Here is an 18,997-nt window from a genome sequence, read left to right as displayed (position 1 = left end):
TCGTAGGCTGAGGGGATGACGCAGCTCGAGATCGGTTCGCCCGCACCCGCCTTCACCCTCGTCGACCAGGATGAGAAGGAGGTCTCCCTCAGCGACTACGCGGGCCGGCACGTCATCCTGTTCTTCTACCCGGCCGCGATGACGCCGGGGTGCACGACCGAGGCGTGCGACTTCCGCGACAGCCTCGCCCCGCTCCAGGCCGCCGGCTACACGGTGCTCGGGATCTCCCGCGACGAGCCGGCGAAGCTGCGGCAGTTCCGCGAGCGCGACGGCCTCACCTACGACCTCCTGAGCGACCCCGACCACGCCGTCCACGAGGCGTACGGCGCGTGGGGCGAGAAGATGAACTACGGCAAGAAGGTCGAAGGGGTCATCCGCTCGACGTTCGTGGTGGATGCCTCGGGCACGATCGCCCAGGCCCTGTACAACGTCAAGGCGACGGGGCACGTCGCGCGGCTGCGGAAGCTGCTCGGCGTCGACTGAACGCTCACGCCTCGTCGCCCGGTGCGCCGTGCCGGGCCGCCCCCGCGCGTCGCACGCCCGCGAACAGGGCCACGAGCGCGACGAGCGCCGGCACTGCCAGCGCGAGCGCGAACCCCGGCGAGGGCGCCGGCCCCGTCAGGGCCCCGATGGCGACCGCGAGGATGAGCAGCTGGGTCACGATCCCACCCGACCGCCCCCACGACTGACCGCGCAGCACGGCGATCGCGAAGGCGATCACCGCCACGACGCCGACGACCGTGAGCACCATGAGCGCGATCGAGCTCCCCGTGTCAGTCGAGTCACCCGAGACCAGGGCGACGAGTTCACGTCCGGTCACCCACAGCAGCGCCAGTCCCTCGATCGCCAAGAGGGCGGCGGCGATGCGGTCGGGGACGCTTGTCGACATGGGCCACGTTCTCCTGAATTCTGCGGGGGCGGGTTGTGGCGGGCCCCCAACCGTGGAGCGGATACTCAGCAACGGCCCGCGGAAACGACCCGTTCACTCTTGATTCATCCGAATATGCGTGGGACGATAGAGCAATCAGTGTGCTCCCACAGCGAAGTGGGGCGAGCCCGGCTCGCACACCCACCAGGGTATCGGACACCCGAGTCCGTTCCCTCATCTCACTTCACGATTCCCGTATCAAGGAGCACCCCACTATGGATTGGCGCGACAAGTCCGCCTGCCTCACGGTCGACCCCGAGCTGTTCTTCCCGGTCGGCAACACCGGTCCTGCCGTCGAGCAGATCGAGAAGGCCAAGGCCGTCTGCGCACGGTGCACGGTCACCGAAGTCTGCCTGCAGTATGCCCTCGAGACCGGTCAGGACTCGGGCGTGTGGGGCGGCCTCTCCGAGGACGAGCGCCGCGCGCTCAAGCGCCGCGCCGCCCGCGCCCGCCGCGCGAGCTGATTCAGCGGTCCAGGTACCGCATCGGGATCTCGATCGTCACCTCGGTGCCCGATCCCGTCAGCGTGTGCCAGTCGATCGTGCCGCTGAGCTCCCCCTGGATGAGCGTCCGCACGATCTGCGTGCCGAGCCCCCGGCCGACCTGTCCCTCGGGCAGTCCCACGCCGGTGTCGCGCACCTTGACCCCGAGTCGCTCGGGCGTCCGCTCCGCGATGATCTCGACCTCGCCCTCCTGATCGGCGAGCCCGTGCTCGACCGCGTTCGTCACAAGCTCGGTGAGCGCGAGCGCGAGCGGCGTCGCGTACTCGCTCGGCAGCGTGCCGAAGGTCCCCGTCTTGACCGTGCGTGCGCGCGTGTTGGGCGACGCGGCGACCTCGGCGACGAGCTTCAGCACCCGGTCGAACACGTCGTCGAAGTCGACGTTCTGAGCGAGGCCCTCCGACAGCGTGTCGTGCACGACCGCGATCGCCGACACCCGGCGCATCGCGTGGGTCAAGGCGTCCCTCGCCTCGTCGGAATGCGTGCGGCGGGACTGGATGCGCAGGAGCGAGGCGACCGTCTGGAGGTTGTTCTTGACGCGGTGGTGGATCTCGCGGATCGTCGCGTCCTTGGTGATGAGCTCCTGCTCTTGGTGGCGGATCTCGGTGACGTCGCGGCAGAGGACGATCGCGCCGATGCGATGCCCGTTGTCCTTCAGGGGGATGGTCCGCAGCGACACCGTCACGCCGCGCGCCTCGATGTCGGCGCGCCACGGCGCGCGCCCGGCCATGACGATCGGCAGCGACTCGTCGAAGTCGCGACCCTTGGGGAGGATGCCGGTGGCCACCTCGAGCAGCGACTCGCCCTCGAGCTCGTCATCGAACCCCAGACGGTTGAACGCCGAGAGCGCGTTCGGGCTCGCGAAGGTCGTGATGCCGTCGACGTCGATGCGGATGAGACCGTCGGAGGCGCGCGGCGCGCCCCGGCGCGGCGAGGTGGGCGCGGCAAGGTCGGGGAAATCGGCCGAGGCGACCATGCCGAACAGGTCGTCGGCGCAGTCGTTGAAGGTGATCTGCTGGCGCGACGGCGTGCGCGCCTCCCCGAGGTTCGTGTGCCGGGTCAGCACGCCGATGACGCTCGGCGGGCGGTCGGCGGTTCCGCGCTCGCGCACGATGGGCACGGCGCGGACGCGCGTCGGCGTCTCCTCGAACCAATCGGGAGAGGCGGAGTCGACGATCGTCGCACGCTGGAAGGCATCCCGCACCTGCGTACGCCACTGCGGGCGCATCCGGTCGCCGACGATGTCGCGGTAGAACAGCGTCGCGGCGCCCGAGGGCCGCGTGTGGGCCACGGCGATGAAAGAGTCGTCGGCTGTCGGCACCCAGATGACGATGTCGGCGAAGGCGAGGTCGGCGAGAAGCTGCCCGTCGCCCGCGAGGCGATGCAGCCACTCGACGTCGGCCTCCGAAGACAGACCCTGTGCGTAGACGAGTTCGCTGAGCGTGGACACGCCCTCAGCCTATTGGGCGCGCCCGCGCCTCGTCGCTCACGCCGTGCGTGCCCGGCGGCGCGGGAACGGCTGCGCCGAGGCGCCGGTACGCTCCTTGCGCGTCCGTGCCGCAGGCGCCGGCGGTTCGATCGCCTCTCCGACGAAACGGCGCACGGCCCCGGCGAGATGCGAGCGCGGCGAGACGTGCGCGATCGGCTGAGCTGCGAGGGTCGCCGCGTCGGCGGCCTTCGGGTCCCACGGGACGAACCACACGTCGCCGGCGCCCGCGAACCGCTCGAGCGTGCGGCGCACCTGCCCCTTCGCGTCGAGACCGAGCGTCGCGGTGCGGAGCTTGTTGACCACGATGCGCACGGGCGTCACGCCGATGACGCTCCGGAGGTCGGCATACGCGCGCACGAAGCGGGCGACGCCGACGGGATCCGCCGAGACGACCGCGACGACGAGGTCGGCCGAGGACAGCGCCGCGAGGGTGGCGGCGTTGCGCCGCGGACCGTCGAGGTCGCTCACGATCTCCTCGTCGCGCTCGAGGGATGCCGCCACGTCGACGACGGTGTCGTCTGCCCAGCCTCGGCAGTGCTCGAGCGCCGCGGCGACACGGTCGTGCGCGAGCTCGGGCCACCGCCCCGGCCGGTTGATACCGGTGAGCACGTCGATCTGCGCGAGCGGAGCGGAGATCCGGGAGAGTTCGGCGGGAGTGAGTGCGCCGCGTTCGGCCTGCCGGCAGGCCGCCGCGAAGCCGGGTCCTTCGTCGGCGAGCCCCGTCGCCATCGCGAGCGACGGCGCGTGCGCGTCGGCATCCGCCAGCGCGACGCGGCGTCCGTCGCGGGAGAGCTCGCAGGCGAGTTCGATCGCGAGCGTCGTGCGGCCCGGCGCACCGGCCGCGCCCCACACCGCGATGACGCGCCCGCGCTGGGCGCCCTCGGGCTCCTCCGTCGGGGCCGTCGAGCCGGTCAGGATCTCGGCCGGCGCCACCTCGGGGTCGTATGCGTCGACACCGAACATCGCCGCGAGTCGGCGGGCGGATGCCTCGGCGCACAGCGCCGCAACGCGCACGCCGAAGCGGTCGCATGCCTCGACGAGCTGAGCGGTGAGCGTGCGGCGGTCGGCCGTCACCACGAGGACGTCGGCCCGTGCGAGCTCACCGAGGAGTTCGGCCGACTCCCGACCGCGCATCGCGTCGACGACGGCGTCGCTCGGCGCGTCGGCCGCGACGACGAGCCGCACATCCGCACCCGCGTCATCGAGGTCTCTGGCGAGCTCGGCCCCGCTCGTCCCGTCGACGGCGACGATGACGGCCGGGCGCGATCCACCCGCTCGGGCTCGCCCGTCGCCGCCGGTCACGGCTTCTCCCCCGCCGTCGGGACGATCGACATGCTCGATCCGTCCGAGATCGCCGCGAGCGTCTCGGCGACGTCGGCACGCTCGATGACGAGCTCGACGGCGGGACCGCTCGACCCCATCATCGACTCGTCGTCGGAGACCGATACGACGGTGGCCGACGCGACGAGGATCCGCGGCGTGTCGTACCGACCGCGGTCGAGCAGAGGTGCCGACCACACCTCGACGGTCGACCCCGGCGTCACCGCCGCGGGGAGCGCCGTCGAAGTGCGCACGACGACGTGCGTCGTCTGCACGGCCGCCGCGTCTCCCACGGCATCCTTCGCGACGAGCTCGCCGGCGGGGATCGTGCGCGTCGCCACGGCGCCGGGCTCGAGCGTCGCAGGAGAGGCGTAGGCATCCTGCAGCTGACCGAGCGCCACCTCGACGACCCGAAGGTCGTCCGCATCGACGGCGTCTCCCGGCACGATCGTGCGGGCCGCCGCGAACACCGGTGCCGTCTGTCGAGCCGCCGAGACGACGAGCCACACGCCCACCACCGAGACGACGACGAGCACGATGCCGAGCAGGAACCTGATGTCGGCCCAGAACGCGCGGGGACGCGGGCGGGCGGTGGAATGATCGCTCATGTCCCTCATCGTGACCCGGGGAGCGTCGGCGTCGCAGATGTTATCCACAGGTCGCACGCGACGGTCGAATTAAGTTCGCGGCGGACCATAATTGCTTCATGCCCGAAGAACCCGACGCGGGACAGCGCCTGTTCACGCCCGCCGAAGTCGCGGAGATGCTCCAGCTCCCCGTCGACGAGGTCGTCGCGCTGATCATCGACGGGCGCCTGCGCGGCATGAAGGTCGGCTCCCCCGGACGTTGGCGCATCGAGGCGGCGAGCGTCGAAGGATACCTCGACGACCAGGCCGAAGAGGCCCGGCGGATGGCGCTGTGGCGCGAGTCGAACGCGGCGAGCTTTCCCGAGCTCTGGGGTCGCGGGCCCGTCCGCGGCGGCGACTGACCCCCTCCCCCCTCTCCACTCTCCTCTCCCCTCCTCTGTCCCGCGAGACTGCATCTGCGGGTCGAGACATCGGTCCGTGGCCGCAGTTTCGAGGCGCAGATGCAGTCTCGCGGTCAAGGAGAACGTCGGGGAGAGCGGGAGCAGTGCGGTCAGGCGAGGTCGGATGCCGAGGCGAGCCGCACCGCGATGACGGCGGCGAACGGGACGATCCGGTAGCCGGTGACGTTCCCGGCGCGCCGCGGGGTGCCGGGCTCGTGCAGCGCGAGGTCGAGGTGGTCCGCGCCGGCGCGGTCGATCGTGCCGGTGAGGGTGCGTGCCGCGGCCGTGTGCACCGACACCGCGACGCGGCGGCGCACGAGGTCGCGGAGCACGAAACCGAACCCCATCCGCTGGCCGAGTGCGGGACCCGCGTCGGCGTCACGCACACTCGCGAGCACGGCGTCGGGCGAGGTGCCGACGCCCACCACCGCCCAGAGCGGCACGATCGCCGCACCGGCGGCGTCGTCGCCCGAGACGACGGCGAACCAATCCGCGCCGACACGGCCGATCCGCCCCTGCACGCTCGTCGCGTCGCTCAGGTGCGCCGTGACCTCTCGGGAGTCGCGCTCGAGGGCGATGAGGCGATCGCGCAGCGGGACGCGCGACAGTCGCAGCCGCTCGGCTTCGGTGTCCAGGGCGGCGCGCTCGGCCTCCCATTCGGAGTCGAGCTGACCTTCCAGGTCTTCGAAGAACCGATCCCAACGCACCCCGTGAGCGTAAGCGACGGACGCGGCGCCGCGAGGGGTCTGTCCACAGGTGAGGACATTCTCATCCCACCCCGTGAGGCACCGTGTTCTACTCGATCCCAGGTCAGATTCACTTTCCGCATGAGGTCCGAGGAGGTCATCATGGTTCCCCCGCCCCCCGGAGCCGCGCGCCGCAGGGCCCGCGTCGGCTCGGCGCTCGAAGTCGCCGAGTACTTCGCCCCGCAGCGCACCGCAACGCAGGACCTGCCCGACCCCGAGCCGCTGCTCGCCAACCTCACCATCGGCGTGCTCGAGGTCCTCGCCGGTGTGCGCGAGCCCGACCAACTCGCCCGCTGGCTCGGCGAAGACGCCTTCCGCGCCCTCGTCACCCGTGCGAACCTCTCGGCCCGCGCCCGCAGCGCACGCAACGTCACGCCGGCCCGCCCCGCCTACCGGATCGTCTCGACGCACGCCTCCTCCCCCGCCGACGGGGTCATCGAAGGTGTCGTCATCACCGCCGGCCCCGCCCGGACGCGCGCCGTCGCCGTCCGGCTCGAGGGCTGGGACGGGCGCTGGCGCGCCACGTCCGTCGCCGCACTGTAGGACCGCGCTGTAGGACCGCGCTATCGGACCGCTGCGGCCCCGCGCGGGCGCGTGCCGCTACTGCCGGTATGACGCCAGGAAGTTGCCGAGGCGCTCGATCGCCTCACTGAGTACCCGGGCCTCGGGCAGCGTCACGACCCGCAGGTGGTCGGGCGTCGCCCAGTTGAAGCCGGTCCCCTGCACGAGCAGGACGTGCTCCGCCACGAGGAAGTCGTACACGAGCTTCGCGTCGTCGCGGATCTCGTACACCTCCGGATCGAGCCGGGGGAACGCGTACAGCGCACCGGCCGGCTTGTGGCACGTGACGCCCGGGATCGCCGTGAGACCTTCCCACGCGGCATCCCGCTGCTCGTGCAGCCGCCCCGTGGGCGCGATGAGCGCGTCGATCGACTGCACCCCCGAGAGCGCCGCCTGCACGGCGTGCTGCCCGGGCACGTTGGGGCACAGACGTGTGGAGGCGAGCAGTTGGATGCCTTGCAGGAACCCCTCGGCGCGGCGCTTGTCTCCGGTGATCACCATCCATCCCGAGCGGTAGCCCGCGACGCGGTACGTCTTCGACAGGCCGTTGAAGGTGAGGCACAGGAGGTCGGGGGCGAGCGTCGCGAGCGAGATGTGCTCGGCCTCGTCGTAGAGGATCCGGTCGTAGATCTCGTCGGAGAGGAGGAGCAGCTGGTGCTCCCGCGCGATCTGGACGATGCCCTCGAGCACCTCGCGCGAGTAGACCGCGCCGGTCGGGTTATTCGGGTTGATCACGACGATCGCCTTCGTGCGGTCGGTGATCTTCGCGCGGATGTCGTCGAGGGAGGGCTGCCAGCCGTCCTCCGGGTCGCAGAGGTAGTGCACCGGCGTGCCGCCGGCGAGGCTCGTCATCGCGGTCCACAGCGGGTAGTCGGGCGCGGGGATGAGCACCTCATCTCCCGTGTCGACGAGCGACTGCATCGTCATGGTGATGAGCTCGGAGACGCCGTTGCCGAGGTAGACGTCGTCCGGGTCGAACCGGGGGAAGCCCGGCACCTCTTCGTAGCGCGAGACGATGGCGCGCCGCGCGGACATGATGCCGCGGCTGTCGCTGTAGCCGTGCGACGTGGGAACGGCCTCGATCATGTCGCGGACGATCTGGTACGGGGCCTCGAATCCGAAGACGGCGGGGTTCCCCGTGTTGAGCTTCAAGATCCGGTGGCCGTCGGCCTCGAGACGGTCGGCCTCGACCAGTGCTGCCCCGCGGATCTCGTAGAGGACGTCCTTCAGCTTCGACGATTGATCCAGGATGCGGGGGCTCATCGCATCAGGATATCGCCGCCGCCTGCGGGCCAATCGACGACCCGTGGCCCGTCACTTCTTCTTGTCGGCGGCGCGGCGCTGGGCGCGGTTCTGCGGAGCGGGTGCGGCGGATGAGGCATCCGTCCGCTGCCCGAACGCGCCGCGCGCAGCGGGTGCGGTGGGAGCCGCCGGAGCACTCGGCGCGGATGCCGCAGGCCGCGTCTGCTGGCGTGCCTTGGTCGTCGCCGCCTGCTGCACCTGACCGCGCTCGTTGCGCACCTCGACCTCGCCGCCCTCGCCGGCCGCGGTGTACTGCAGCTTCTGGGCGTCGACCGTCGGGCCCTGCAGACCCTTCGCCTCGACCTGCCCGTCGCCCTGCTGGCGCACTTCGACGTCGAGGTTGTAGAGGAAGCCGACCGACTCCTCCTTGATCTGGCTCATCATCGCCTGGAACATGGCGTAGCCCTCGCGCTGGTACTCGATCAGCGGGTCGCGCTGGGCCATCGCCCGCAGGCCGATGCCGTCCTTGAGGTAGTCCATCTCGTAGAGGTGGTCGCGCCAGCGGCGGTCGAGCACCTGCAGCACGACGCGGCGTTCGAGCTCGCGCGTCGCCGCCGACCCGAGCGTCTCTTCGCGCTTCGCGTAGGCGATCTTCGCGTCGGAGAGGATCTCGCGCTTGATGACGTCAGAGGTGACCCGGCCCTTGCTGCCGCTCTCGGCGACGACCTCGTCGATCGTTACGCTGACGGGGTAGAGCGTCTTCAGCTCCGTCCACAGTGCATCGAAGTCCCAGCTCTCGGTGTGGCCGGCCCCGGTGTGGTCGTCGATGACGGCGGAGATCGCATCTTCGATGAAGTGCTCGACGCGGCCGGAGAGGTCGTCGCCCTCGAGCATCTGACGGCGGTCGGCGTAGATCGCCTCGCGCTGACGGTTGAGGACGTCGTCGTACTTGAGGACGTTCTTGCGGATCTCGGCGTTCCGCGCCTCGACCTGGCTCTGTGCGCTCTTGATGGCGCGCGAGACCATGCCGGATTCGATCGCGACGTCGTCGGGGAAGTTCGCGCGCGCGAGGATCGCCTCCGCGGCGCCCGACTGGAACAGGCGCATGAGGTCGTCGGTGAGCGACAGGTAGAAGCGGCTCTCACCTGGGTCGCCCTGACGGCCCGAGCGTCCGCGCAGCTGGTTGTCGATGCGGCGCGACTCGTGGCGTTCGGTGCCGAGCACGTACAGGCCGCCCGCCTCGACGACCTTCGTCGCCTCTTCGGCGACGGTGTCGCGCATGTGGGTGTACACCTCGTCCCACGCCTGTTCGTACTCCTCGGGCGTCTCGACGGGGTCGAGTCCGCGCGACTTCATCTCCTGCACGGCGAGGAACTCGGCGTTGCCGCCGAGCATGATGTCGGTGCCGCGGCCGGCCATGTTGGTCGCGACGGTGACGGCGCCCAGACGCCCGGCGCGGGCGACGATCTCGGCTTCGCGGGCGTGGTTCTTCGCGTTCAGGACCTCGTGCTTGATGCCCTTCTTCGCGAGCAGGCGCGAGAGGTACTCGCTCTTCTCGACCGAGACGGTGCCGACGAGGACGGGCTGGCCGTCTTCGTGGCGACGCGCGATGTCCTCGACGACCTGCGCGAACTTCGCCTGCTCGTTCTTGTAGACGAGGTCGGCCTGGTCCTTACGGATCATCGGCTTGTTGGTCGGGATGGGGACGACGCCGAGCTTGTAGGTCGACATGAACTCGGCCGCCTCGGTCTCGGCGGTACCGGTCATGCCGGAGAGCTTCTCGTAGAGGCGGAAATAGTTCTGCAGCGTGACGGTCGCAAGCGTCTGGTTCTCGGCCTTGACGGGCACGCCCTCCTTGGCCTCGATGGCCTGGTGGATGCCTTCGTTGTAGCGTCGGCCGACCAGGATGCGGCCGGTGTGCTCGTCGACGATCATGACCTCGTCGTTCATCACGACGTAGTCGGTGTCGCGCTTGAAGAGGGCGAGCGCCTTGATCGAGTTGTTGAGGAAGGAGATGAGCGGGGTGTTCGCCGACTCGTAGAGGTTGTCGATGCCGAGGTAGTCCTCGACCTTCTCGATGCCGGGCTCGAGCACGCCGATCGTGCGCTTCTTCTCGTCGACCTCGTAGTCGACGCCCGCCTCGAGCGTCTTGGCGATGCGCGCGAACTCGACGAACCAGCGGTTCGCCTCGCCCGAGGAGGGGCCGGAGATGATGAGGGGTGTCCGCGCCTCGTCGATGAGGATCGAGTCGACCTCGTCGACGATCGCGAAGAAGTGGCCGCGCTGGACGAGGTCCTGCTTCTGCCACGCCATATTGTCGCGCAGGTAGTCGAAGCCGAACTCGTTGTTCGTGCCGTAGGTGATGTCGGCGTCGTACTGTTCACGGCGGACCTCGGGGGGCTGGCCCGCGATGATCGTCCCGGTCGTCATGCCGAGCGCGCGGTAGACGCGGCCCATGAGCTCGGACTGGTAGGAGGCGAGGAAGTCGTTGACCGTGATGACGTGGACGCCCTTGCCGGCGATCGCGTTGAGGTACGCGGCGAAGGTCGCGGTGAGCGTCTTGCCCTCACCGGTCTTCATCTCGGCGATGTTGCCGAGGTGCAGGGCCGCACCGCCCATGATCTGCACGTCGTAGGGGCGCTGCCCGAGCGTGCGCTTCGCGGCCTCGCGGACGGCGGCGAACGCCTCGGGCATGAGCTTGTCGAGCGACTCCCCCGCCTCGTAGCGGGCGCGGAGCTCTGCGGTCTCGCCGCGCAGCTCTTCGTCGGTGAGCTGCGCGTAGTCCTCTTCGAGGGCGTTCACGGCCTTCGCGACCTGCTGAAGCCTGCGGAGGATGCGTCCTTCACCGGCGCGGAGCAGTTTCTCGAGAGGGTTGGCCACGGAGGATCTCCATCTGTCGGATGCGGTCGACGCGACCTTCGATCAGGGGCGGTCGATCGGGGCTGTCGATCGGGGCTGCGCGCGGCGGGCACAGCACACCTCGTCATGTTACCCGTCTGTGACCTGTGTTTCCTGCGAGGCGCATCCGTCTCGCGCCCGCACCCGCCCCCGACGCGATCGCGCCGCCTAGGATCGGACCATGGCCGGATTCTGGGGCACACGCAAGAAAGAGCGCGCAGAGCTCGCTGCGCAGGATGCCGAGCTCGGCCGCCGCGCCGACGCCGCCCTGGTGGCCGCCGACGAGCGGCTGCGTCTCACCGCCGATGAACTCATGTTCGCCGAGCTCGAGCTCGGGCGCGACGCGACCAAGGACCTTCGCGACGCGCTCGCAGCGGTGCGCACCCATCTCGGTGAGGCGTTCCACCTGAATCAGCTCAACCACGACGAGATCCCCGACACCCCCGAAGAGGCGCGCACGCGCAACGCGCGCATCGTGCAGCTGTGCGACTGGGCCGAAGCCCTGCTGGACGATCGCCTGGAAGCCCTCGCCGAGCCAGTCGCTCGGGCGCGCCGGGCACCCGAGATCATCGACGGCATCCGCCGCGACGTCGCCCGCGACGAAGCGCGCATCCCCCGCGCCGAGGCGGCGCTCGCACGGCTCTCGGACCGCTATTCGGCAGAGGCCCTGCGGAAGGTCGCCGGGAACGCCCGCGAAGCCGGGCACCTGCTCGAGTTCGCCCTCCACGGCGCCGACATCTCCACCGCGCGTCGTGAGACCGGTCAGCGGGAGCAGGCGAACCTCGCACTCGAGACGGCGATCGAGGCGAGCCGCCGTGCGACGACGCTGCTGGATGCCGTGGACGCCTTCGAGGTCGAGGCGCTGCGCGCCGAGACGACCCTCGATGCGATCGTCGACGATTCGCGGGACGACATCGCGGCCGCCCGCGATCTGCGCGACGTGCCCGCGGTGGCCGCCGCGATGACGGAGCTCGAGAAGGAGCTCCTCTCCCTCACGCCGGCGGGCGCGAAGCCCGACCCGTTCGCCGAGCTGACGCGCCTTCGGGCCGCGAACGCGGCGCTCGACGCCGCGGTCGACAAGGCCCGCGAACGCGCCGCGCGCCCCGTGCCCCCCGAGTCGCACGTGCGTCACGCGATCGACGACGCCGACCGGCAGCTCGGGGTCGCGCGCAGCGTCATCTCGGGTCACCGCGGCTGGATCGGCGCCGACGCACGCACGCGACTCGCTGAGGCGGAGCGTCTGCGCCTGGACCTCGCGAACCTCCCGACCCCGATCCCCGAGGACGACCGAGAGGCCGCGCTCCTGAGCGCGCGCCGCTGCGGTCAGCTCGCCTCCGAGGCGCTGCAGCTCGCGCAGCGCGACATCGACTCCTCACGCCCCGATGACGACGGGTGGGGCGGAATGGGCGGCGGCCGCCGCGGTGGAAACGGCGGCGGCATGGTCAACGGCATCCTGGGCGGGCTGGTCATCGGCTCGATCCTCGACGGCATCTTCGACTAAGCCTGTCGACGCGCTCACCCCCGACGCGGCGCGCGGATTCGGATCAGACGAACAGAATCGGATGCCTCAGCGCGAGGCATCCGATTCTGTGCACGATCTCCGAATCCGCGACGAAGAGAATCCGCGACGAAGATCAGAGCCCGCGCGTCAGGACGCGAGCTCGGCGCTCGGGGGCGCGCTCGCGGTGAGGGAGATCACGCCGTAGTCCCAGCCCTTGCGACGGTAGACGACGCTCGGGTGGTCGGAGCGCGCGTCGATGAAGAGGAAGAAGTCGTGGCCGACCAGCTCCATGCGGTCGACGGCCTCTTCGACGGTCATCCATTCCGCGTCGAAGTTCTTCGTGCGGATGACGACGGGCGTGTAGTCCTCGTCGCCGTCTTCCCCGATGACGGGGATCTCCCCCGTCGCGACGGCCCGCAGCACGTCGGCCGACGCCGGCTGCACGTCGATGCCCGAAAGGGCGCCGCTCTCCTTGTCGAGCTTCGCTCCGCGCGGGTGGTTCCGCGCATCGACGCGCTTCTCCTTCGCGCGACGGACCTGCTCGGCGAGCTTGTCCACGGCGAGGTCGAGGGCGACGAACTTGTCGCCGTCGGTCGCTTCAGCGCGGACGACGGGGCCTTTTCCGGTGAGCGTCAGCTCGACGGTCTCTTCTTCGCGGGAGCCGTTGTGATACGCCCGGTGCGTGACCTTGACATCGAGCCGCTGCGCGCGGGGGGCGAGGTTCTCGATGCGGACGGACTTCTCTTCGACCACGGTGCGGAAGCGATCCGAAATGCTCACACCCACGCCGACGATGTTGGTTTCCATCCTTGACCTCCTTGTTCCGGTTCTCCCGGTCAAGGGAGAACCTGAGTTCGCCTTGGTCTCTCCAACGCTATCGGGGTGCGGGTCGCATGTCACGCGTCGGATGCCGTGAGAAAGGACCCCGATCCGCGACGCGGCGTCGAGGCGACGGTGGCCGCACCGACGACCTGCGCTCCGGCCGCGACGAGCGCGCGGGTGGCCTCGCGAAGGGTCGCACCGGTGGTGACGACGTCATCGAGGAGGATCACGCGACGGCCCTCTGCGCCTCGGGCGTGCATACGGCCGGAGACGTTCTCGGCCCGCTCGCGGCGACCGAGCGTGCGCTGGTCGGCGGTGGAGCCTCCCACCGTGAGCAGGCGGCGGGTGGGGAGGGCGGCGCGGGCGGCGAGGATCTCGACCACCCGATAGCCGCGGCGACGCATCGCGGCAGCCGAGGTCGGCACCGGGACGAGCATCACGGGGGCCCCGCCACCGCCGACACTGCGTAGCGCCGCGTCGACGGCCGTCGTGAGCGCCGGGGCCAGCGCGGAGAGAAGGCGCGTGCGCCCTTCCTCCTTGGCGGCGCGCAGCGCCCGCGCCGCCACGCCCTCGAAGGCCAAGCCGGAGTGCACGCTCAGCCCATCGAGACGGCGCCGGAGAGTCCGGGGCGCGAGCGCGTCGCGACACGCAGCGCACAGCGCCACGTCGGGCAGGTCGCACCCGACGCACCAGACGGGGAAGACGAGCGCGAGGGCGCCCGAGAACGCCGTGCTCACGCGGGCGGGGAGGGCAGGCATCCGACCAGTGTGGCGCCGCGCACCGCCCGCCGTGACGCGGAGAGCGCGATCGGTGGAGAAGTCCGCCGATCCGCCTCCTGTGGAGGAGACGTCAGCGCGGCAGGCCCTGTTGCACCGCGAGCACCAGGATGCCTGTGGCCAGCTGCTGCCAGTTCGCCGTCCCGCGCTGCGTGTACAGCACGCCCTCCGCATCGCTCACGCGGATGCCGCCGGACTGCGAACCGCCCGCAGCCATGGTCACTCCGGCGGGCGCCCGCTGCAGCTTCGCGAATCCGCCGATCTGCTGCGTGTAGAGCCATGGTTCGTCGTCTTCGCTGATGAGGAGCGCGAGCGTCGAGGCATCCGTCCACGTCAGCACCGCCGTCGGCTCGGAGAGGATCGCGAGCACTCTCCGCTCGCCGAGCCCCGTCGGGGCGTTGGTGGTCCTGTCTCGGACGATCCCTGCGACCCACAGGGCGTATCCCTCGCCGTCGCGGACGATCGCCGCGACGCGCGTGCCGTCGCGCGAGACGCGCTGGGCGAGGATCTGGACGGTGCCCGTCCAGGCGTCGGCGATGGGCGCCTCGGTGCCGTCCGCCGCGTGGGCGATCACCGCACCGGGCGAGGACTCCGGCACCGTCCAGATGTACCCGAAGGGGTCGACCGAGGGCGCCACGAGGCCGGGCCGATTGTCGATGAGCGTGCGCGTCCCGTCGCTCTCGGCCGCCCAGACGGCGCCGGCGTGGTCACGGACGGCGGCGATCGAGCGGTCGGCGTCGACTTCGATGTCGGTCGCGTCGATCTGGACGACCGCGTCGGAGAGCCCGGGGATCTCGTCCACCGTCGATCCCGACACGAATCCGAACCCCTGCTCGGTCACCGCGAGCGGGTTCGGGTCGACGCGGGTCAGGCGCACCGTGACGGCGGTCGCGGGAAGCAGCTGCTCCCCGACGACCATCTCGACACCGAGGACGCCCGCCTCCTTGAGCGAGGCCTCGAGCTGGGTCTGCATGCGATCGAGCACCGTCGCGTCGAGCGAGCGCGCGCCGTCCTGGAGCGAGACGGAGGCGACGCTCGAGGAGATCGGGACAGATCTGTTCGCCAGGCGCGCGCCGTCGGTGAAAGCGCTTGCCACTGACCCCCGCAACCATGTCGAGGGGCCGCCGTTGACGAGCGCCTCGACGATGCGGGTGCGCGCGTACTCACGCGGGAACCAGCGTTCGTCGGGCACGAGGTACGTCCAGGTCGGATCGAAGAACTGCAGGGCGTAGCTCGAGAACACCGCGACGAAGCGCGTGCTGTCGAGGACGATCCCCGGCGGCGCCTCGGTGATGCGCCACTGCCCGTCGTCGTTCTGCGCGAGCGTGTAGCGGAGCGGGATCGGCCCGCTGCCGCCGAGGGGCGAGAGCTCGCCCGTGTCGTCGACGGTCGCTGCCGGTGTGACCGAGAGCGTGAAGGTGGTGTCGCCGGTCTGCTCGATCTCGCGATCGCCGGGACTGTAGACCGTGACGCTCTCGCGCGGGTTCCACTCGACGCCATCGTCCAGGAAGAGCCGCGCCGTCTCCCAGTCGCCCTGCGGCCCCGACCCCGCGGCGATGAAGCCCTCGACGATCTGCTGCGGCGTGGCATCCTTCGCGGGGCCCCGCGGGATGAAGACGGGGTTGCTCTGGGTCTCGTCATCCGCGATCGGCTCGCCGGCGTTGACCGGCCCGCTGGTCGGGAGGCTGCCGCACGCGGCGAGGGCGAGGACGAGAGCGACGGCGGCGATCGCCTGCGCGATCCTGCGACGGGCCGTCATGAGCGGGCCTCCTCGTCGGCGGGCAGGGATGCCGGGGCGATCGTGATCGGCTGCGTCAGACCGAGGTCGTTCAGCGACGCCCCGTCGTCGCCGGGATCGACGGGGATCGGGGTGGACGTCCCGATCGGCTGATCTCGCCGCGGCAGGGTGAGGACGAAGTTCGTCCCGCGCCCCGGTTCGGACCAGACAGCGAGGGCGCCTCCGTGCAGGCGCGCATCGCCGAGGGCGATCGAGAGCCCGAGACCGGTGCCGCCGATCGTGCGCTTGCGCGAGGGGTCTGCGCGCCAGAAACGGTCGAACACGCGCTCCGCATCGGCGGCGGTCATGCCGAGGCCGAAATCGCGGACACCCAGCGCCACCGCATTCTGGTCGCTGTCGACGGTCACGACGATCGGGCGCCCCTCGCCGTGCTCGATCGCGTTGCCGAGCAGGTTCCGCACGATCCGCCGCACCCGCCGCGGATCCATGTCGACGGGGGAATATCCCCCGGGGGCGACGAGCCGCACGTCGGTGCCGTGCTGCTCGGCGAGCTGACTCATCGACGAGATGACGTCCTCGGCGAGGTGCGCGAGGCTCGTGGGCTCGTTCTCGAGCTGTACCGACCCCGCGTCGTAGCGGCTGATCTCGAGAAGATCCGTGAGGAGCACCTCGAATCGCTGGACCTGCGCGTGCAGCAGTTCCGCGGCGCGCGCGGTGGTGGCGTCGAAGGTGTCGCGCTGGTCGTTGAGCATGTCGCTCGCGAGGCGGATCGTCGTGAGCGGCGTCCGCAGCTCGTGCGAGACATCGGAGACGAAGCGCTGCTGCACGAGTGAGAGTTCGGCGAGTTCCTTGATCTGGGCCTCGATCGAGTCGGCCATGGCGTTGAAGGAGCGGCCGAGCGTCGCGAACTCGTCCTCGCCGTGCACCCCCAGACGCACCCCGAGATCGCCTGCGGCGAGCTTGGCACTCGTCTCGGCCGCAGCGGCGATCGGCGCCGTCACGGAGCGCAGCACGAGCCAGGAGATGATGCCGATGAGAAGCACGAGCCCTGCGCCGACGAGCCACAGCGTCACCTGCACGAAGCGGAGGGTCTGCGCCTCGGAGGCCAGGTCGTACGCGAAGTAGAACTCGTACGCTCCGACGCCCGGGAAGATCAACTGCTGCCCCACGACGACACCCGGGACGACCTGGCCGTCGGCGCCCGGCAGCCCGATCGACTGCCACCAGCGCTGCTCCGCGTCTCCGCGCACGCGCTCGCGCAGCCCGTCGCTGAGCATGTTCGCGGTGAGTCCGTTGAGGCTGAAGTCCTGCGGGGCGATGGCCGAGGGAGCGTCGGAGACGCGGAATGCCGCGACCATGTCCGTGCCCGCCTGGCGCGTGGTCGACGTGATCGCCGACTCCATGAGGGCGTCGAGGGCGACCGGGTCGCCGTCGACCTGCGCCGAATCGAGCGCATCCTGTGCCGACGCCGTCGCTCGGGCCACGGCGGCCTGCACCTGGTTCACGCGCGACTCGAAGAGGTCGTTCTGGATCGCGAGGGCCATGGTGACGAAGGCCCCGAGGATCGCCAGGGCCGTGAGTCCGAGCGTCAGGGTGAGGGTGCGAAACCGCAGGGAACGCCGCCACGAAGTGCCGAACCGCGCCGGCCACGACCGCCAGTCACGCCACCCCTGCCAGCCGCGCGACGCCGGGACGGTCACGGTCGCCGTCATGATGAGGCGGTCACACCACCGCGCCGGCGCGGTAGCCGACACCGCGGACGGTGGTGACGATGCGGGGGTTGTCCGGATCGATCTCGATCTTGGCGCGCAGGCGCTGTACGTGGACGTTCACGAGGCGGGTATCCGCCTTGTAGTGGTAGCCCCATACCTGCTCGAGGAGCATCTCGCGCGAGAACACCTGCTGCGGCTTCGACGCCAGCGCGACCAACAGCTCGAACTCGAGCGGCGTCAGCGCGATCGCCTCCTCTCCGCGGCGCACCTCGTGCGCGGCGACGTCGACGACGACGTCGCCGACGCGGAGCGTCTCCGTCTCGGCAGCGGCTGCGGGACGCAGGCGCGTGCGGATGCGCGCGACGAGCTCCTTCGGGTTGAACGGCTTGACGATGTAGTCGTCGGCACCGGACTCGAGCCCGCGCACCACGTCGGCGGTGTCGGTGCGGGCCGTGAGCATGATGATCGGCACGCCCGACTCGGCGCGGATGCGCGTGCAGATCTCGATGCCGTCCATGCCGGGGAGCATGAGGTCGAGAAGGACGAGATCGGGCCGCTCCGTGCGCCACACGTCGACCGCGACGGCGCCGTCGGCGCAGAACACCGGCTCGAAGCCCTCGGTGCGCAGCACGATGCCGATCATCTCCGCGAGCGCAGTGTCGTCGTCGACAACCAGGATGCGAGAAGTCATGGGGGCGATGTAGTCCTTCGATTCGGCGGGATGCCGGGCGCTGACGGGACGGCGCACGTTTACAGTATCGGACGCGCCTGGGGACGCGCCGAGCGCATCGCGCGTGATCGTCGCACGCAACGTGCCGTCGCAGCCCTGTCCTCCGGACGCCGGAGGGTGCACAATCACGAGCAAGGCACGATTCGATCCGGCCGACCGCCGAAAGGACACCACCGTGAGCACCGACCCCCGTCCCGACCGCCCCATCGATCCGACCGAACTCTCCCACACGCCCACGCCGTCGAGCGCGGCGGATGCGCCGACGACGTCGATGAAGCTCGTCGCCGAGGCATCCGGTACTTTCCTGCTGGTCTTCGGCGGCGTCGGAACAGCCCTCCTCGCCGCCAACAACGGGCTCGCCGACAACGGCTTCCCCGTGGGTGTCGGCTACGTCGGCGTCGCGCTCGCCTTCGGCCTCACCGTCGTCGCGGGCGCCTACGCGTGGGGCCCCCTCTCCGGTGGCCATTTCAACCCCGCGATCACCCTCGGCCTCGCCGCCGCGGGACGGTTCCCGTGGAAGGACACGATCGGCTACATCATCGCGCAGATCGTCGGAGGCGCGATCGCGACGAGCATCATCGTGCTCATCGGGTTGTTCGGCCCGGACGGGTGGCTGCAGAAGGCGCAGGACGGCGGCTTCGCGAGCAACGGGTTCGGCGACCGCTCCCCCGGTGGATTCGGGCTCGGGTCGGCGATCACGATCGAGATCGTCCTCACCGGGGTCTTCGTCCTCGTCATCCTCGGCGTCACGCACGTCACCCGCGGCAACGCGACGATGGCGGGCCTCGTGATCGGCCTCACCCTGACCCTCATCCACCTCATTTCGATCCCTGTCGACAACACGTCGGTGAACCCGGCCCGCTCGATCGCCGCGGCGATCTACGGCGGCACGGGGGCGCTCGGTCAACTCTGGGTGTTCATCGTGTTCCCGATCGTCGGCGGACTCATCGCCGGGTTCGCACATCGGGCGCTGTTCGACCGCACCCGCTCCTGAGGCGATCCCAACG

General features: G+C 70.5%; 18 protein-coding genes. 6 read left to right on the top strand and 12 right to left on the bottom strand.

Annotation, left to right across the window (positions count from 1 at the left end; genetic code table 11):
- Positions 1 to 15: 15 nt before the first annotated feature.
- The gene (gene bcp, locus ACRVYW_RS05200) at positions 16 to 483 is read left to right on the top strand and encodes a thioredoxin-dependent thiol peroxidase (protein WP_431802365.1); all 468 of its coding nucleotides are present in this window, start codon (positions 16 to 18) and stop codon (positions 481 to 483) included.
- Positions 484 to 487: 4 nt separating this feature from the next.
- Here bcp and ACRVYW_RS05195 read toward each other — a convergent pair whose 3' ends face one another.
- Positions 488 to 889, bottom strand: coding sequence for a histidine kinase (locus tag ACRVYW_RS05195; RefSeq protein ID WP_431802363.1), 402 nt, complete (start codon positions 887 to 889; stop codon positions 488 to 490).
- Positions 890 to 1,143: 254 nt separating this feature from the next.
- On the opposite strand from ACRVYW_RS05195, the gene ACRVYW_RS05190 reads away from it, so the two are divergent.
- Complete coding sequence (locus tag ACRVYW_RS05190) at positions 1,144 to 1,392, top strand: WhiB family transcriptional regulator (RefSeq protein WP_196324119.1); 249 nt, start codon at positions 1,144 to 1,146, stop codon at positions 1,390 to 1,392.
- Between the two features lies 1 nt (position 1,393).
- Here ACRVYW_RS05190 and ACRVYW_RS05185 read toward each other — a convergent pair whose 3' ends face one another.
- Genes ACRVYW_RS05185 through ACRVYW_RS05175 form a run of 3 tightly spaced genes read right to left on the bottom strand, consistent with a single transcriptional unit; the run spans position 1,394 to position 4,845 of the window.
- A complete protein-coding gene (locus ACRVYW_RS05185; RefSeq protein WP_431802360.1) occupies positions 1,394 to 2,878 on the bottom strand; it encodes a sensor histidine kinase in 1,485 nt (494 codons plus the stop codon).
- Between the two features lie 36 nt (positions 2,879 to 2,914).
- A complete protein-coding gene (locus ACRVYW_RS05180; RefSeq protein WP_431802358.1) occupies positions 2,915 to 4,219 on the bottom strand; it encodes an AAA family ATPase in 1,305 nt (434 codons plus the stop codon).
- Complete coding sequence (locus ACRVYW_RS05175) at positions 4,216 to 4,845, bottom strand: SAF domain-containing protein (RefSeq protein ID WP_431802356.1); 630 nt, start codon at positions 4,843 to 4,845, stop codon at positions 4,216 to 4,218. Before ACRVYW_RS05175 ends, ACRVYW_RS05180 begins: the two co-directional genes overlap by 4 nt.
- A gap of 98 nt (positions 4,846 to 4,943) precedes the next feature.
- Here ACRVYW_RS05175 and ACRVYW_RS05170 point away from each other — a divergent pair, with 98 nt between their 5' ends.
- Entirely contained in the window at positions 4,944 to 5,225 is a 282-nt protein-coding gene (locus ACRVYW_RS05170; RefSeq protein ID WP_431802354.1) for a helix-turn-helix domain-containing protein, read from the top strand.
- Positions 5,226 to 5,374: 149 nt separating this feature from the next.
- Here the strand turns inward: ACRVYW_RS05170 and ACRVYW_RS05165 are convergent, their stop codons facing one another.
- Positions 5,375 to 5,971 (bottom strand): hypothetical protein, encoded by a 597-nt coding sequence (locus ACRVYW_RS05165; RefSeq protein ID WP_431802352.1) that lies wholly within the window; start codon positions 5,969 to 5,971, stop codon positions 5,375 to 5,377.
- 120 nt (positions 5,972 to 6,091) lie between these two features.
- Here ACRVYW_RS05165 and ACRVYW_RS05160 point away from each other — a divergent pair, with 120 nt between their 5' ends.
- Positions 6,092 to 6,553: an Rv3235 family protein gene (locus ACRVYW_RS05160; protein ID WP_431802350.1), complete on the top strand. Its 462-nt coding sequence runs from the start codon at positions 6,092 to 6,094 to the stop codon at positions 6,551 to 6,553.
- A 57-nt stretch (positions 6,554 to 6,610) separates the two neighbouring features.
- Here the strand turns inward: ACRVYW_RS05160 and ACRVYW_RS05155 are convergent, their stop codons facing one another.
- On the bottom strand, positions 6,611 to 7,834 hold the full coding sequence (locus tag ACRVYW_RS05155; protein ID WP_431802348.1) for a pyridoxal phosphate-dependent aminotransferase: 1,224 nt from the start codon (positions 7,832 to 7,834) through the stop codon (positions 6,611 to 6,613).
- Between the two features lie 51 nt (positions 7,835 to 7,885).
- Positions 7,886 to 10,693 (bottom strand): preprotein translocase subunit SecA, encoded by a 2,808-nt coding sequence (gene secA / locus ACRVYW_RS05150; RefSeq protein WP_431802346.1) that lies wholly within the window; start codon positions 10,691 to 10,693, stop codon positions 7,886 to 7,888.
- A 199-nt stretch (positions 10,694 to 10,892) separates the two neighbouring features.
- Between secA and ACRVYW_RS05145 the strand changes: the two genes are divergently transcribed.
- Positions 10,893 to 12,212, top strand: coding sequence for a hypothetical protein (locus ACRVYW_RS05145; RefSeq protein ID WP_431802344.1), 1,320 nt, complete (start codon positions 10,893 to 10,895; stop codon positions 12,210 to 12,212).
- A gap of 147 nt (positions 12,213 to 12,359) precedes the next feature.
- Here the strand turns inward: ACRVYW_RS05145 and hpf are convergent, their stop codons facing one another.
- The 5 genes from hpf to mtrA all read right to left on the bottom strand — a co-directional run bounded on the left by hpf (position 12,360) and on the right by mtrA (position 17,951).
- Entirely contained in the window at positions 12,360 to 13,019 is a 660-nt protein-coding gene (gene hpf, locus ACRVYW_RS05140) for a ribosome hibernation-promoting factor, HPF/YfiA family (RefSeq protein ID WP_431802342.1), read from the bottom strand.
- 89 nt (positions 13,020 to 13,108) lie between these two features.
- Positions 13,109 to 13,792: a ComF family protein gene (locus ACRVYW_RS05135; protein ID WP_431802340.1), complete on the bottom strand. Its 684-nt coding sequence runs from the start codon at positions 13,790 to 13,792 to the stop codon at positions 13,109 to 13,111.
- A gap of 91 nt (positions 13,793 to 13,883) precedes the next feature.
- Positions 13,884 to 15,569 (bottom strand): LpqB family beta-propeller domain-containing protein, encoded by a 1,686-nt coding sequence (locus ACRVYW_RS05130; protein WP_431802338.1) that lies wholly within the window; start codon positions 15,567 to 15,569, stop codon positions 13,884 to 13,886.
- Positions 15,566 to 17,260 carry an MtrAB system histidine kinase MtrB gene (gene mtrB, locus ACRVYW_RS05125; protein ID WP_431802336.1) on the bottom strand — a complete coding sequence of 565 codons (1,695 nt, stop codon included), beginning with the start codon at positions 17,258 to 17,260 and terminating at the stop codon, positions 15,566 to 15,568. The genes ACRVYW_RS05130 and mtrB overlap by 4 nt, the downstream gene beginning before the upstream one ends.
- 10 nt (positions 17,261 to 17,270) lie before the next feature.
- Positions 17,271 to 17,951, bottom strand: coding sequence for an MtrAB system response regulator MtrA (gene mtrA, locus ACRVYW_RS05120; RefSeq protein ID WP_431802608.1), 681 nt, complete (start codon positions 17,949 to 17,951; stop codon positions 17,271 to 17,273).
- Between the two features lie 310 nt (positions 17,952 to 18,261).
- On the opposite strand from mtrA, the gene aqpZ reads away from it, so the two are divergent.
- Entirely contained in the window at positions 18,262 to 18,984 is a 723-nt protein-coding gene (gene aqpZ, locus ACRVYW_RS05115) for an aquaporin Z (protein WP_431802606.1), read from the top strand.
- The last annotated feature ends 13 nt before the right edge of the window (positions 18,985 to 18,997 follow it).

The organism is Microbacterium sp. bgisy203, assembly GCF_965345155.1.
Classification (GTDB): domain Bacteria; phylum Actinomycetota; class Actinomycetes; order Actinomycetales; family Microbacteriaceae; genus Microbacterium.
Note: the sequence above shows the minus strand (reverse complement) of the source record. Positions and strands in the feature narration are given on the sequence as shown.